The sequence below is a fragment of the Pseudoxanthomonas sp. z9 genome, assembly GCF_006542425.1.
GTDB lineage: Bacteria > Pseudomonadota > Gammaproteobacteria > Xanthomonadales > Xanthomonadaceae > Pseudoxanthomonas_A.
In genome coordinates, this window is the sequence record NZ_VFID01000011.1 from 349,585 (window position 1) to 364,435 (window position 14,851).

The 14,851-nt window shown below is 67.7% G+C and carries 9 protein-coding genes; 8 read left to right on the forward strand and 1 reads right to left on the reverse strand.

Annotated elements, in window-relative coordinates; translation table 11 throughout:
* Window positions 1–5 precede the first annotated feature (5 nt).
* From FG323_RS13675 to FG323_RS13705, 7 genes are all read left to right on the forward strand, one after another.
* A complete protein-coding gene (locus FG323_RS13675) occupies window positions 6–3,182 on the forward strand; it encodes a TonB-dependent receptor (RefSeq protein ID WP_181444230.1) in 3,177 nt (1,058 codons plus the stop codon).
* Between the two features lie 166 nt (window positions 3,183–3,348).
* Entirely contained in the window at window positions 3,349–4,092 is a 744-nt protein-coding gene (locus FG323_RS13680) for a SapC family protein (protein ID WP_141455216.1), read from the forward strand.
* 3 nt (window positions 4,093–4,095) lie between these two features.
* Window positions 4,096–5,118, forward strand: coding sequence for a cupin-like domain-containing protein (locus tag FG323_RS13685; protein WP_141455217.1), 1,023 nt, complete (start codon window positions 4,096–4,098; stop codon window positions 5,116–5,118).
* Window positions 5,119–5,142: 24 nt separating this feature from the next.
* Window positions 5,143–6,672: a tryptophan halogenase family protein gene (locus tag FG323_RS13690; protein ID WP_141455218.1), complete on the forward strand. Its 1,530-nt coding sequence runs from the start codon at window positions 5,143–5,145 to the stop codon at window positions 6,670–6,672.
* 199 nt (window positions 6,673–6,871) lie between these two features.
* Entirely contained in the window at window positions 6,872–8,365 is a 1,494-nt protein-coding gene (gene xylB / locus FG323_RS13695) for a xylulokinase (RefSeq protein ID WP_141455219.1), read from the forward strand.
* Window positions 8,366–8,401: 36 nt separating this feature from the next.
* Window positions 8,402–9,736 (forward strand): xylose isomerase, encoded by a 1,335-nt coding sequence (gene xylA, locus FG323_RS13700; RefSeq protein WP_141455220.1) that lies wholly within the window; start codon window positions 8,402–8,404, stop codon window positions 9,734–9,736.
* 51 nt (window positions 9,737–9,787) lie between these two features.
* Window positions 9,788–11,197, forward strand: coding sequence for a sugar porter family MFS transporter (locus tag FG323_RS13705; protein ID WP_141455221.1), 1,410 nt, complete (start codon window positions 9,788–9,790; stop codon window positions 11,195–11,197).
* 276 nt (window positions 11,198–11,473) lie between these two features.
* Here the strand turns inward: FG323_RS13705 and FG323_RS13710 are convergent, their stop codons facing one another.
* Complete coding sequence (locus FG323_RS13710) at window positions 11,474–12,535, reverse strand: LacI family DNA-binding transcriptional regulator (protein ID WP_141455222.1); 1,062 nt, start codon at window positions 12,533–12,535, stop codon at window positions 11,474–11,476.
* Between the two features lie 194 nt (window positions 12,536–12,729).
* On the opposite strand from FG323_RS13710, the gene FG323_RS13715 reads away from it, so the two are divergent.
* Window positions 12,730–14,850 carry an alpha-glucuronidase family glycosyl hydrolase gene (locus FG323_RS13715; protein ID WP_255470189.1) on the forward strand — a complete coding sequence of 707 codons (2,121 nt, stop codon included), beginning with the start codon at window positions 12,730–12,732 and terminating at the stop codon, window positions 14,848–14,850.
* Window position 14,851 lies beyond the last annotated feature (1 nt).

A 14,851-nucleotide genomic window follows, 5' to 3' on the forward strand; every position in this document is an offset into this window, starting at 1 on the left:
AGTTCATGAGCCGGAAGTTGGCGAGATTCAAATCGAAGGCCATGTTCACCTTCGTGGGGGGCGTGCTGGTCATCAACCCCGCGTTCGGCCAGGACGCCACCACGCAGGCCACGCCTGCGGACACCACCCAGCAATCCGCGTCGCAGGCGACCGACCAGGCCAAGACCCTGGACACGGTCGTGGTCAGCGGCATCCGCAGCAGTCTGGATCAGTCGATGGGGATGAAGCGCGACGCCATCGGCGTCGTCGATGGCGTCACCGCCGAGGACATCGGCAAGTTTCCGGACACCAACCTGGCCGAGTCCCTGCAGCGCATCACCGGTATCTCCATCGAGCGCCGCGACGGCGAGGGCGCGCAGGTCACCGCGCGTGGCTTCGGCCCGCAGTTCAACATGGTGACCCTCAACGGTCGCCAGATTCCCGGCGCCGACGCGTTCGGCGCGCCGGGCCAGATCCCGATCGGCGGCGTGGACGGCGGCACCCGCGCGTTCAATTTCGCCCAATTGGCCTCCGAGGCGATCAGCGCGCTGGAGGTCTTCAAGACCGGCCAGGCCACCGTGCCCAGCGGCGGCATCGGCGCGACCATCAACATCCAGACCGATCGGCCGTTCAACCATACCGGCGTGGTCGCCAGCGCCGGCGCCAAGGCGGTCTATGACGACTCGCAGCCGTTCGACACCGACATGACGCCCGAAGTCTCGGGCATCTTCAGCTACACCAATGACGACAAGACCTGGGGCGTCGGCCTGGCGGCCAGCTACCAGAAGCGCCACGGCGGTTCGGTGCAGGCGACCGAGAACGCCTGGAACATCCAGCGCTGGACCGGCACCGATCCGGCGCTGCGCGCCGGCGCGGAGGTGGTCAACGCGCCGGCCATCGGCCAGCTCTACGCGATGCCGAACGACCTGCGCTATGCCTTCGCCGATTTCGAACGCGAGCGCATCAACGGCCAGGCGGTGATCCAGTTCGCTCCGATCGACAGCCTGACCCTGACCCTGGACTACACGTACTCGACCAACGAGATCTCCGAGGATCGCGGCGAGCAGACAATCTGGCTGCAGCGCGCCAACAGCTTCACCCACCTGGCATTCGATACCAACGAGGCCGTCGCCACGCCGGTCTACCTGCGCGACATCGTCGGTGCCAAGGACTTCGGTTACGAGCAGCAGCACAACGAGCAGAAGTACAAGCTGGACTCGCTGGGCTTCAACGCCAAGTGGGACGTCAGCGATCGGTTCCGGCTGAACTTCGACGCCCACAACACCAAGTCCAGCAGCAAGCCGAACGACCCGCTGACCGGCGGCGGCGCGACCTACTTCAGCCTGGCCGGCACCAACAACTGCACGGTCGGTCCGTATTGCGGCGGCAACTGGGCGCAGGAGCTGCGCTTCAACAACGGCCTGCCGCTCGGCGCCCGTACCTGGTATCCGGACGCGGCATCGGCGGTGGCCGGCACCGGCGGCACCCTGAATCCCGACTTCCCGCCCGAGCAACTGGGCTCGCAGGTGCTGCGCATCAACGCGCAGACCCAGGAAACCGAGATCAAGCAGGGCCGGATCGACGGCGAGTTCGATTTCGAGGATGGCCGTTTCCAGTTCGGCGTCGATTCCTCGCGCATGACGATGAGGCGGCGGCAGGCGACCGAGATGTACGCCACGCTCGGCGACTGGGGCGTGGCCAATGCCGGCGACGAACCGGGCCTGACCGATCTGCTGCGGCGGACCAGCATCATCGGCCTGTTCGACGACTACAGCGCCAACGGCGCGGCGCCCGGCGCATGGCGAGGCAACGCCAGTGACCTGGCGCGGTGGGCGGCCGGCGAGTACGGGGCGAGCAACCGCTACAACCCGCAACTGGCGGCCGACAACAAGATCGAGGAAAAGACCGATTCGGTCTACCTGCAGCTCGAAATGCAGGGCGAGCTCGGCGGCATGGCCACCCAGACGCGGATTGGCGTGCGCTACGAGCGCACCGATGTCACCTCCACTTCGGCGGTGGCCGTGCCCAACGCGATCGAGTGGTCGGCCAACAACGACTTCCGCATCCTGCGCTCGGACGAGGTGCAGCCGTTCAGCGAGACCAACCGCTACAGCTACCTGCTGCCGAACCTGGACTTCGGGATTGATTTCACCGACACCCTGAAGGGCCGCGCCTCGTTCAGCAAGACGATCGCGCGTCCGCCGTACGGCAACCTGTACGCCGGTCCGAACCCGAACCAGCCGACCGGTTCGGTGCTGGTCAATCCGTCCACGCGCGCCGGCGGCGACGCCCAGAATCCGGCGCTGGAGCCGCTGGAATCTGACAACCTGGACCTGGCGCTGGAGTGGTACTTCGCCGATGCCAGCTACGTGTCGGTGACCTACTGGAACAAGGCGGTCGACAATTTCATCGGCAACACCGTGGTCCGCGAATCGCTGTATGGCCTGACCGATCCGACCTCCGGTCCGGATGCGCAGGCGGCGCTGGACTTCCTGCAGAGCCAGGCTTGCGTCACCCAGGTGAGCGGCGCCGGCAACGACGTCGACGCCGCCTGCTCGGCCAACGACACGGCGCTGTTCACGGCCCTGGCCATGCTGCGCAACGCCGGTGCCACCGGTGGCCTGGCCGCCTACGACGGCAGCTCGGCGCAGGTGCTGGAGATGGAGACCGACTACAACCTGGTCGGCGAGGCGGACGATCCGCTGTACCTGTTCGACGTCAACCGGCCGGTCAACCAGAACAAGGCCAAGCTGCGCGGCTGGGAAATCGGCGGCCAGTACTTCCTCGGTGACAGCGGTTTCGGTCTGTTCGCCAACTACACCATCGTCAATGGCGACGTCGGCTTCGACAACACGGTGCTGGACCGCGACCAGTTCGCGCTGCTGGGCCTGAGCGACACCGCCAACCTGATGCTGATGTACGAGAAGTATGGCTGGTCGGTCCGCCTGGCGTGGAACTGGCGCGACGAGTACCTCATCGCGGCGAACCAGAACGGATCCAACCGCAATCCGTACTACGTCGAGGAATACGAGCAGTGGGATCTCAGCGTCAACTACGCGCTGTCGGACCGCTGGTCGCTGGGCTTCGAGGCGATCAACCTGACCGGCGAGGACGTGCGCTGGCACGGCCGCTCGGAGAAGCAGGTAATCAAGCTGGTCGATCAGAGTCCGCGCTACATGCTCGGTGTCCGCTACAAGTTCTAGGGTCCTGCGATACCGCCCTCTCCGGCTATCGTGAAGGATGGGATCGCTGCTTCGGCAGCGATCCCTTTTCACCCACCGGTCGCCCGCCCGGCTTTCGGCGGCGGCCCTTCCAATTCCGGCAGGGACGGTGCATAACTCCGCGCACGCCACCCGGTCCCGAATCACCATGGCACGACACGAACTGCTGAACAACGTCGCCCACAAGGACCTGCGGGTCATCACCCGCTTCGGGCCGGAGTTCGGCGACGATGTCGGCATGGTCACCGCGTTCCCGACCGAGTTCGCCGAATTGCAGCGCGAGTATCCGATTTTCTTCCGTCGCGACCGCAACCGCGACGGCGCCTGGCAGGCGGTCGCCCTGCTGGGCTTCGACGCGCGCGAGAACCTGTTCCTGCGCGATGGCCGCTGGAACGCCACCTACCTGCCGGGCATCGTCGCCAAGGGGCCGTTCCTGATCGGGTTCCAGGAGCGCAGCGTGGAGGGCGAACTCCGGCGCGAACCGGTGATCCATGTCGACCTGGATCATCCGCGCGCCAGTTTCAGCGAAGGCGAAGCGGTGTTCCTGCCGCATGGCGGGCACAGTCCCTACCTGGATCATGTTTCGGCGGTGTTGCGCGGCGTCCGCGACGGCATCGAATCCGGCGCGTCGATGTTCGCCGCGTTCGACGCGCTGGAGCTGATCCAGCCGCTGGACCTGGAATTGCAGCTGGACGACCAGCACCGGGTGAGCCTGGCCGGCCTGCATGGCCTGGATCGGGAGCGCCTGGCCGCGCTGGACGCGGGGGCGCTGCACGGGCTCCACCGCGCCGGATATCTGGAAGGGGCGTATCTGATCCAGGCGTCGATGCAGAACCTGCGCCGGTTGATGGCCGAGAAGCAGCGTCGCCTGCGCCAGGCACGGGCGGCCTGAGCGATGTTGCCTGCCGCCACGCCGCTGCCCGAACTGACGCTGTCGCCAGGTGAGAACGTGCCCGTGCAGGCGCTGCTGGCCGGCGGCGAGCCGGTCGTGCTGCGCGGGGTCGCGCGCGATTGGGAACTGGTGCGGGCCGGCCGGAGTTCGATGCGCGCCGCGATGGACTACCTGCGCGATCACGACAATGGCCAGCCGGTCACCTATTCGTGGGGCGCGCCGGAGGTGGCGGGACGGCCGTTCTACGATGCCGGCTTCACCGGCTTGAACTGCGAGGTGCGCCGCGATGGCCTGGGTGATGTACTCGACGGGATCGCACGGCACATCGAAGACGAACGGCCACCGACCTACTACGTGGCGTCGTTGCCGGTGGATGCCCGTCTTCCGCGCCTGCGCGCCGGCAACGATCTCGGGCTCGCGGCCCAGGGCATCCACGCGCCGCCGAGCATCTGGATCGGCAACCGGGTGACCGCGTCATGCCATTACGACGCCCTGAACAATATCGCCTGCTGTGCCGTCGGACGGCGCCGCTTCACCCTGTTCCCGCCCGAACAGATCGCCAACCTGTATCCGGGACCCCTGGCGCCGACGCCCGGCGGGCAGGCGGTCAGCATCGTGGATTTCGCCGCACCGGATCTGCAGCGCCACCCGCGCTTCGCCGAGGCGTGGGCGACCGCGCGCGAGGCGGTGCTTGAACCCGGCGACGCGATCTTCATGCCGAGCCTGTGGTGGCACCACGTGCAGGGGCTGGAGCCGTTCAACGTACTGATCAACTACTGGTGGAGCAGCGCGCCGGCCTATCTGCCGACGCCGATGCACGCGCTGTACCACGCGCTGTGGACGATTCGGGATCGGCCCGAGCGCGAGAAGCGGGGATGGCGCGCGATTTTCGATCATTACGTGTTCGGCGCCGCCGATCAGGCTGGCGCGCACCTGCCCCAAGATGCGCGCGGGGTGATGGGGCCGCTGGACGAAGCGATGGCGCGGCAACTGCGCGCCATGCTGATCGACAAACTCAATCGCTGACCGGCACGCCGGGAGAGGGGACGGATGGAAGCTGGACGGATACGCAGGGTGGTGATTGCCGGTGGCGGCAGCGCCGGCTGGCTGGCTGGCGCCGCGCTGGCGCACCAGTTCCGCGAACTGCTGGACATCACCCTGATCGAATCCGAGCAGATCGGCACGGTCGGCGTCGGCGAATCGACGGTGCCGCCGATCCGCAGCTTCCATCGCTTCCTGCAGATCGACGAGCAGGAATTCCTGCAGGCCGTGGCCGGCACGTTCAAGCTGTCGATCTCGTTCGAGCACTGGCGCCGGCACGGCGAGCGCTATATCCATCCGTTCGGCATCACCGGTCAGGGCACCCTGGTCTGCGCGTTCCACCATTTCTGGCTGGAGAGCCTGCGCCGCGGCCATGCCTCCGCGCTCGGCGACTTCTGCCTGGAAACCCAGGCGTCGCTGCGGGATCGGTTCGCCCTGGGCGGGCAGCCCGCGGTCAACTACGCCTACCACCTGGACGCCGGGCTGTACGCGCGTTTCCTGCGCCGGCATGCCGAGCGCAACGGACTCAAGCGGATCGAGGGCAAGATCCGCGAGGTGCGCCAGGACGCCGGGACCGGCGACGTGCGCGCGTTGCTGCTGGAGGATGGCCAGGTGGTCGAGGGCGATCTGTTCATCGATTGCACCGGCTTTCGCGGTCTGCTGATCGAACAGACCCTGCAAACCGGCTACGAGGACTGGAACCGCTGGTTACCCAGCGACCGCGCGGTGGCGGTGCAGACCGAGCCAACCGACGCACCGGTGCCGTACACGCGCGCGATCGCGCACGCGGCCGGCTGGCGCTGGCACATCCCGTTGCAGCACCGGGTCGGTTGCGGCCTGGTGTTTTCGAGCCGTCATATGTCCGACGACGAAGCCAGCGCCAAACTGCTTGCCGACGTCGGCGCGCCGCCGGTGCGCGATCCATGGCGGGTGCCGTTCCGGACCGGGCGTCGCCTGCGGGCCTGGAACAGGAACGTGGTGTCGCTGGGCCTGGCCAGCGGTTTCATCGAGCCGCTGGAATCGACCAGCCTGCACCTGGCGATGACCGCGATCGTGCGGTTGATCGAACTGTTTCCGCTCGATGGCATCGATGACGCGCTGGTGCGGCTGTACAACGAGACCAGCCGGATCGAGATGGAGCACGTGCGCGACTTCATCATCCTGCATTACCACGCCAACCAGCGCGAGGAACCGATGTGGCGCGAATGCCGCCACATGGAATTGCCGGATTCGCTGGCGATCCGCCTGCAGGCGTGGCGCGAGCGCGCGCACGCCTGGCAGGGCGCCAACGAACTGTTCCGCGTCGATTCCTGGACCCACGTGATGCTGGGCCAGGGCCTGCAGCCGCAGGCGCACCATCCGCTGGCGCGTGGCCTGTCCGATCCGGATCTGAAGCGCCTGCTGGACGGCATCCGCGCGCCGATCACGCGGGCGGTGGCGGCGATGCCAGCGCAGCAGGACTTCATTGAACGCTACTGCCCGGCCAACGCCGAGGTGTGGCGGCAACGTCCTGCCCCGGCGCGGGAGCAGCGGGCATGAAAGCGCACGGTCCGTCGTCCGCAAGTCCTTGTCGGGACGGGGATTCTGCGCCGCAGCATGTACTCCGGCGCGGTCGTGTATACAGTGGCCGCAGGCTAGGGACCGGGCCGCGGCAGCGGCTTTCCCGGCGGTATTCGCGGATGCGGATTTTTTTTACCGCCGAAATGGTAGCGCTAACTTTTCGTTCCGGGGACTTCGCATGGCACTGACCGCAGGCATCGACGCAGGCACGCAAAGCCTCAAGGTGGTGGTGTACGACCCGGATGCCCGCGTCGTGGTCGCCAATGCCAGTGCGCCGCTGGCATTGACCAGTGGCGAGGACGGCAGCCGCGAGCAGCATCCGTCGGACTGGGTGGAGGCGATGCGCGATTGCTTCGATCGCATCGACCCGACGATCCGCGCGCGCGTGGATGCGCTGGCGGTGTCCGGCCAGCAGCACGGCTTCGTGGCGGTGGACATCGACGGACAGGTACTGGCGCCGGCCAAGTTGTGGAACGACACCAGCACGGCCGGCGAGTGCGTCGACATCATGGCGGCGGTCGGCGGCGCGCAAGGCGCCATCGAGCTGGCCGGCAATCCGATCCTGGCCGGCTATACCGCCTCCAAGCTGCCGTGGACGCGCAAGCATCGTCCCGAGGCCTACGCGCGGCTGGCGACGATCCTGCTGCCGCACGACTACCTGAATTTCGTGCTGACCGGACAGCGCTTCTGCGAGTACGGCGATGCCTCCGGCACCGGTTGGCTGGACGTGCGCACGCGCGGCTGGTCGAAGGCGATGCTGCATGCCACCGATCCGGATCGCGATCTGGCGGCCTGCCTGCCGCCGATCGCCGCGCCGGACGCGCTGTTCGACATCATGCCGGCGATGGCCGCGAAGCTGGGCCTGCCCACCACCGTCAAAGTCGCGGTCGGCGGCGGCGACAACATGATGGCGGCCATCGGCACCGGCTGCGTGGCCGAAGGCCGGCTGGCGATGAGCCTGGGCACCTCGGGCACGCTGTTCGCGTACTCAGACACGCCGGTGGTCGATCCGGCCGGCGCGTGGGCGGCATTCTGCTCGTCCACCGGCGGTTGGCTGCCGCTGATCTGCACGATGAACTGCACGGTGGCGACCGAGCAGGTCGCGCGCCTGTTCGGCTTCGACGCGCGCGACGGCGACGCGCTCGTGCAGTCCACGCCGGCCGGCGCCGACGGGCTGGTGATGCTGCCGTTCCTCAACGGCGAGCGCACCCCGGATCTGCCGCTGGGCAAGGGCGTGCTCGCCGGCCTGGACGTGCACAACCTCAGTCCGGCGCACCTGTATCGCGCGGCGATGGAAGGAGCCACCTACAGCCTGAAGTACGGCTATGACGCCTTCGTCCGCGCCGGGATGCGTTTCGATCGCATCGTGCTGACCGGCGGCGGCGCCAACAGCGCGGCCTGGCGGCAATTGGTGGCCGATGTGTTCGGCCTGCCGGTGGACGTGCCGCGACAGGCCGAAGGCGCGGCCTTTGGCGCGGCCCTGCAGGCGCTGTGGGCCCGCGCTCGCGCGAACGGCGACTCCGCGTCCATCGCCACCGTCGTGCAGGCGCATGTGACGACCGACCCGGCGTTGTCGGCCACGCCCGATCCATCACGCAGGCAAGCGTACGCCAACGGCTACCGGCGCTTCCTCCAGTACCTCGATGCCGTCACGCCGCTGCAGCGCGGCTGACGCTTCCCCCTCCGGCACAACCCAAGGAAATCCAGCATGAGCACGCAGCCCTTCATCGGCGCCAAGGAATACTTCCCCGGCATCGGCCGCATCCCGTTTGAGGGCCGCGGCTCGGACAATCCGCTGGCCTTCAAGGTCTACGACGCGAACCGCAGGATTGGCGGCAAGACCATGGCCGAGCACCTCAAGTTCGCGGTCTGCTACTGGCATACGTTCTGCAATGCCGGCCATGACCCGTTCGGCCCCGGCACGCGGCACTTCCCGTGGGAGGCCGGTTCGCCGATGGCCACCGCCGAAGCCAAGGTGGATGCGGCGTTCGAATTCTTCACCAAGCTCGGCGTGCCGTACTGGTGCTTCCACGATGTGGATCTGGCGCCGGACGCGGAAGACATCGCCACCTACGAAAAGAACCTCCGGCACATGGTCGGCCTGGCCGGGGAGCGCCAGCGGGCGACCGGCATGAAGCTGTTGTGGGGCACCGCCAACCTGTTCTCGCATCCGCGCTACATGAATGGCGCCTCGACCAATCCGGACTTCGCCGTGGTCGCGCGCGCGGCGGTGCAGGTGAAGGCGGCGCTGGAAGCCACGGTGGAACTGGGCGGTGAGCACTACGTGTTCTGGGGCGGTCGCGAAGGCTACGCCTCGTTGGTCAACACCAACATGAAGCGCGAGATCGCGCATTTCGCCCGTTTCCTGACCATGGCGCGCGACTACGGCCGCAGCATCGGGCTGAAGGGCAACTTCCTGATCGAGCCCAAGCCGATGGAGCCGATGAAGCACCAGTACGACTTCGACAGCGCCACCGTGGCCGGCTTCCTGAAGGAGCATGGCTTGGAGAAGGACTTCAAGCTCAACATCGAGGCCAACCACGCCACCCTGTCGGGCCACACTTTCGAACACGATCTGCAGGTGGCGGCCGATCACGGGCTGCTGGGCAGCATCGATGCCAATCGCGGCAATGCCCAGAATGGCTGGGACACCGACCAGTTCCCGACCGACCTGTACGACACCGTCGGCGCGATGCTGGTGGTGCTGCGCCAGGGCGGGCTGGAGGGCGGGCTGAATTTCGACGCCAAGGTGCGCCGGGAGTCGACCGATCTGGAGGACCTGTTCCTGGCCCACATCGGCGGCATGGACGCATTCGCGCGCGGCCTGGAGGTCGCGCACGCGCTGTTGACCGAATCCCCGTGGGAACAATGGCGCGCCGAGCGTTACGCCAGCTTCGACAGCGGCGCGGGCAAGGACTTCGAAAGCGGTAGGCTGGACCTGTCCGGACTGGCGGCGCTGGCCGCCGGGAACGGTGAACCCAGGCAGATCAGTGGCAAGCAGGAGCGCTACGAGAATCTGCTCAACCAATACCTGTTGCGCTGAGCGGTCGGGTGGCCATCGCAACGGTCATGAACTGAGCAAGGGGAGGACGGCATGAGCCAGGCGTTGACGGAGAACGAGAACACCCGGCTGATCGTGTTGATCAGCGTGGTGGCGACCATCGGGGGATTCCTGTTCGGATTCGACAGCGGGGTCATCAACGGCACCGTGGACGGCCTGCAGCAGGCGTTCGGATCCAGCAAGGCGGGGCTGGGCTTCGAGGTCGCCTCGATGCTGCTGGGGTGCGCGGTCGGCGCGTTCTTCGCCGGCCGGCTGGCCGATCGCTGGGGCCGGCGCAGCGTGCTGATCATCTCGGCGGCGCTGTTCCTGTTGTCGGCGATTGGCGCCGGTGCCGCGCACAGTTCACTGGTGTTCGTGGCCGCGCGCGTGCTGGGCGGATTCGCGGTGGGCGCGGCCAGCGTGATATCGCCGGCCTACATCGCCGAAGTGGCGCCGGCGCGGTACCGCGGACGGCTGGCCACGGTGCAGCAGATCGCCATCATCAGCGGCCTGTTCGCGGCGTTCCTGAGCAACTATCTGCTGGCCCGCGCCGCGGGCGCCTCGACCGGGGCGCTGTGGGGCGGCCAGGCGGCCTGGCGCTGGATGTTCTGGATGCAGGCGTTTCCCTCGCTGCTGTTCCTGGTGCTGCTGCTGACCATTCCGGAAAGCCCGCGCTACCTGGTGGTCAAGCGCCGCAAGGACGAAGCGATGCGCGTGCTCACCCGTCTGTTCGGCGCGGGCGAGGCGCGCGTCAAACTGGCCGAAATCGATGCCTCGCTGTCCGAGGATCACCATCGCCCGCGGCTGTCGGATCTGAAGAACAAGGCCACCGGCCGGATTCGTCCGATCGTGTGGGTCGGCATCGGCCTGGCCACCTTCCAGCAACTGGTGGGCATCAACGTGGTGTTCTACTACGGCGCGGTGCTCTGGCAGGCGGTGGGCTTCTCGGAAAACGACGCCCTGCTGATCAACGTGCTGTCCGGCGCGCTGAGCATCGGTGCCTGCCTCGTCACCGTGCTGCTGATCGACCGCATCGGGCGCAAGCCGCTGCTGTGGATCGGTTCGGCCGGCATGGCGGCGTCGCTGGCACTGGTGGTGTGGGCCTTCGCCAGCGGATCGCTGGTGGACGGCCACCTGCAACTGCCCGGCGGCATGGGCACGCTGGCGCTGGTGGCGGCCAATCTCTATGTGGTGTTCTTCAACCTGTCCTGGGGACCGGTGATGTGGGTGATGCTGGGGGAAATGTTCCCCAACCAGATCCGCGGTTCCGCGCTGGCGGTGGCGGGTGCGGCGCAGTGGACGTCCAACTTCGCCATCACCGTGACCTTTCCGATCCTGCTGGCCGCCATCGGCCTGGCGGCGACCTACGGCATCTACCTGGCCGCGGCGGTGATCTCGGTGTTCTTCGTCCTTAAGTACGTGCACGAGACCAAGGGCAAGGAACTGGAACAGATGGAGGGATGAGCCCGGACCGGCGCCGGCATCGCGATGAGCGGGCCGGCGTGGGAGTCGGCAGGCGTGGTGCGCCGTGCATCGCGACGCAGATTTGTTCGGACGGAATACGGACCAGGGTGGACGACCGGATCAGCTGATCAGGCATCCGTGTCATCGGGAGGGGCGGGAAACAGCATGGGCATGTGGAACCCCGATATCGCAAGCGCGCTGGTCCGCCGGGCCGGTATGCCGCTGCCTGTCGACGATGCCGCTGCCGGGTGCGGTGCGGGCAGGCCTTGCGACGCGCTAGCGACGTTTGGGCGGTGCCGCCACCGATTCGCGGCTGACCAGCCGGTGCGGGACCACGTGGTCCATCAGCACGCGGGTGCTGTCGCCCTTGCGACGGATGCTGCGCAGCAGGATGTCCACGGCCGCGTTGGCCATGGACGCGATGGGTTGGTGGATGGTGGTCAGTTCCGGCCAGACCGTGGTCGCGGCCGAGGTATCGTCGAAACCGACCACCGAAAGATCACGCGGCACGTCCAGCCCGCGCCGATGGGCGACCGAGATCGCGGCGGCGCCCATGTCGTCGTTGCTGGCGAAGATCGCGGTCGGCGGCTTGCGGTGCGCAAGCAGTTTCTCGGTGGCCTTGAGTCCGGAGCGATAGGTGTAGTCGCCCTGCTGGACGAGGTCGGCGTCGACTTCCAGGCCGGCTTCGTGCAGCGCGGTGACGAAGCCGTCATAGCGCCGCGAGCTGGCGCTCAGGTCGTTGCGTCCGCGGATGAAGCCGATGCGGGCATGGCCGCGTTCGATCAGGTGCTCGGCCATCTCCTTGCCGGCGGTGAAGTCGTCGATCCTGACGCAGGAGATGTCGTTGCTGAAACGTCCCGAGGCGATCGCGACCACCGGCACGCCGGCCTTGACCAGTTCGGTCACCGCGACGCGGGATTCGCACAACGGCGGCGGCAGGATCACGCCATCGACGCGGCGGGCGAGCGCGCGCGCCGCTTCACGCTCGGCTTCGCCACCCAGGCCGTCCCAGTAATCCACTACCAGCTGGATCGCGGTGCGCGAGGCCACGCGCAGAAGTCCCACCAGCAGTTCGCGAAGATAGGCGCCGCTGGGGTTGGTGTAGATCAGGGCGATGCGGGTGTGTTGGGCCGCCGCCAGCGAACTGGCGGCCAGATTGGGCGTGTAGTCCAGTTCGCGCACCGCCTGCATGACCCGCTCGCGGGTGGTGTCGCGCACTTTTCCCTGGCCATTGATGACGCGCGAGACCGTCATCGGCGACACGCCCGCCAGGGCGGCCACCTCATCGATAGTCACGCCGCTGCTCTTGCGGCGGATCGACTTCTTCGGCTTGTCCAACCTGTTTTCCCTTCTTCGACCATGGCCGCGTCTTTCCGCGACCGCCCGAACCCGGCCAGGCTCGCAGGATGATGATGGAACACATCACGCCCGCGTGCCCGCCTGGCCGGCGAATGTTAACGCTAACCTTGCGCCGAGGCGACCCGGGCCGGCGGCGCGTTCTGCCGGTGCCGGTCGTGTTCGTGCTGCTGTGGATGGTGCTGATCGCGGGCACGGCGCGCGCCGAGGACGGCTACGCGCTGTGGATGCGCTACGTGCCGATGGCTCCGGCGCAGGCCGTGGAAGCCCGGGCGCGCCTGCGCGAATTGGTCGCGCCGGAGGCCACGCCGACCCAGCGCGCCGCGCGCGACGAACTGCTGCGCGGACTGGAGGGCTTGCTGGGGCGGGCGCCGCGCGTGTCCTCCGGCCCCATCGGCGAGGGCACGCTGCTGCTGGGCACGCCCGCTTCCTCGCGGTGGATCGCGACGCTGGGCGATGAAGTGCGCGGATTGGGGCCGGAAGGCTATCTCCTGCGCCAGACGAACATTGACGGAAAAGAAACCCTCGTCGTCGCAGGCGGCGGTGACATCGGCGTGCTGTACGGCGTGTTCCATCTGCTGCGGCTGTTGCAGACCGGTGCTTCGCTGCAGACCCTGAAGATCCGCGAAGCCCCGCGGCTGAAGCTGCGATTGCTCAACCACTGGGACGATCTGGACGGGCACGTCGAACGCGGCTATGCGGGCGCGTCGCTGTGGGACTGGCACAAGCTTCCGGATTGGCGAGACCCGCGCTACACCGACTACGCGCGGGCGAACGCGTCGCTGGGAATCAACGGCACCGTCCTCAACAACGTCAACGCCAATGCCCTGAGCCTGACGCCGATGTACCTGGAAAAGGCGGCGGCGCTGGCGGATGTCTTCCGTCCGTATGGCATCCGCGTGTACCTGAGCGCGCGCTTCAGCGCGCCGATCGAGATCGGGGGGCTGGACAGCGCCGATCCGCTGGACCCGCGGGTGCGGGGCTGGTGGCGCGAGAAGGCGCGCGAGATCCACGGTCTGATTCCCGATTTCGGCGGCTTCCTGGTGAAGGCCAATTCCGAGGGCCAGCCCGGCCCGCAGGACTACGGCCGCTCGCATGCCGACGGCGCGAACCTGCTCGCCGACGCACTGGCGGATTACGGCGGCGTGGTGATGTGGCGCGCCTTCGTCTATTCGCACGAGGTCCCGGACGATCGCGCCAGGCAGGCCCATGCCGAATTCGTCCACCAGGATGGCCGGTTCCGTCCGAACGTGCTGCTGCAGGTGAAGAACGGGCCGATCGATTTCCAGCCGAGGGAGCCGTTCCATCCCCTGTTCGGCGCGATGCCGAAAACGCCGCTGATGATGGAGTTCCAGATCACCAAGGAGTATCTGGGCTTCGCCACCCACCTGGTCTACCTGGGCACGCTTTATGAAGAGACGCTGCGCGCCGATACCCATGCGCGCGGCGCCGGATCCACGGTGGCGCGGGTCGTGGACGGTTCGCTGCACGGCGCGGCGCTGACCGGCATGGCGGGCGTGGCCAACGTGGGCGCCGATCGCAACTGGAGCGGTTCCCACTTCGATCAGGCCAACTGGTACGCGTTCGGCCGGCTGGCGTGGAATCCCCATCTGGCCGCGCGTGACATCGCCCGCGACTGGGTCGCGATGACCTTCTCGCCCGACCCGGCGGTGGTGCGGCCGGTGGTGGACATGATGATGGCATCGCGCGAGGCGGCGGTGGACTACATGACCCCGCTGGGCCTGCATCACCTGATGGCACGCGGTCATCACTACGGCCCCGGCCCCTGGGTCGACGGTGGTCCGCGCGCGGACTGGACCTCGGTCTACTATCACCGCGCCGATCGCGACGGCATCGGTTTCGATCGCAGCGTCAGCGGCAGCAATGCCGTGGCCCAGTACATGCCGCCGGTGGCGCGCGTGTTCGGCGACGTCGATCGCGTGCCCGAGCCGCTCCTGCTGTGGTTCCACCACGTGCGCTGGGACCATCGCATGCAATCCGGGCGTTCCCTGTGGGACGAAATGGTTCACCGCTATTCGCGCGGCGTGGCCCGCGTGGGCGACATGCGCGCCACCTGGGAGGGCCTGCGTGGCCGGGTGGACGACGCGCGGCATCGCGAAGTGGCCGCTTTCCTGCGCATCCAGCAGCGTGAGGCGCAGTGGTGGCGCGATGCGAGCCTGGCCTACTTCCAGTCCATCAACGGGTTGCCGCTGCCCGCAGGCGAAGCGCCGCCGCCGCGGCCGCTGGCGTACTACCAGTCCCTGCGATTTCCCTATGCGCCGGGAGACGGACGATGAA

Excerpts from the sequence above, each read along its gene's own strand:
- FG323_RS13715 (WP_255470189.1), top strand. The coding sequence starts at position 12,730 with ATGGTGCTGATCGCGGGCACGGCGCGCGCCGAGGACGGCTACGCGCTG.
- FG323_RS13690 (WP_141455218.1), top strand. The coding sequence starts at position 5,143 with ATGGAAGCTGGACGGATACGCAGGGTGGTGATTGCCGGTGGCGGCAGC.
- FG323_RS13680 (WP_141455216.1), top strand. The coding sequence starts at position 3,349 with ATGGCACGACACGAACTGCTGAACAACGTCGCCCACAAGGACCTGCGG.
- xylB (WP_141455219.1), top strand. The coding sequence starts at position 6,872 with ATGGCACTGACCGCAGGCATCGACGCAGGCACGCAAAGCCTCAAGGTG.
- xylA (WP_141455220.1), top strand. The coding sequence starts at position 8,402 with ATGAGCACGCAGCCCTTCATCGGCGCCAAGGAATACTTCCCCGGCATC.
- FG323_RS13675 (WP_181444230.1), top strand. The coding sequence starts at position 6 with ATGAGCCGGAAGTTGGCGAGATTCAAATCGAAGGCCATGTTCACCTTC.
- FG323_RS13685 (WP_141455217.1), top strand. The coding sequence starts at position 4,096 with ATGTTGCCTGCCGCCACGCCGCTGCCCGAACTGACGCTGTCGCCAGGT.
- FG323_RS13705 (WP_141455221.1), top strand. The coding sequence starts at position 9,788 with ATGAGCCAGGCGTTGACGGAGAACGAGAACACCCGGCTGATCGTGTTG.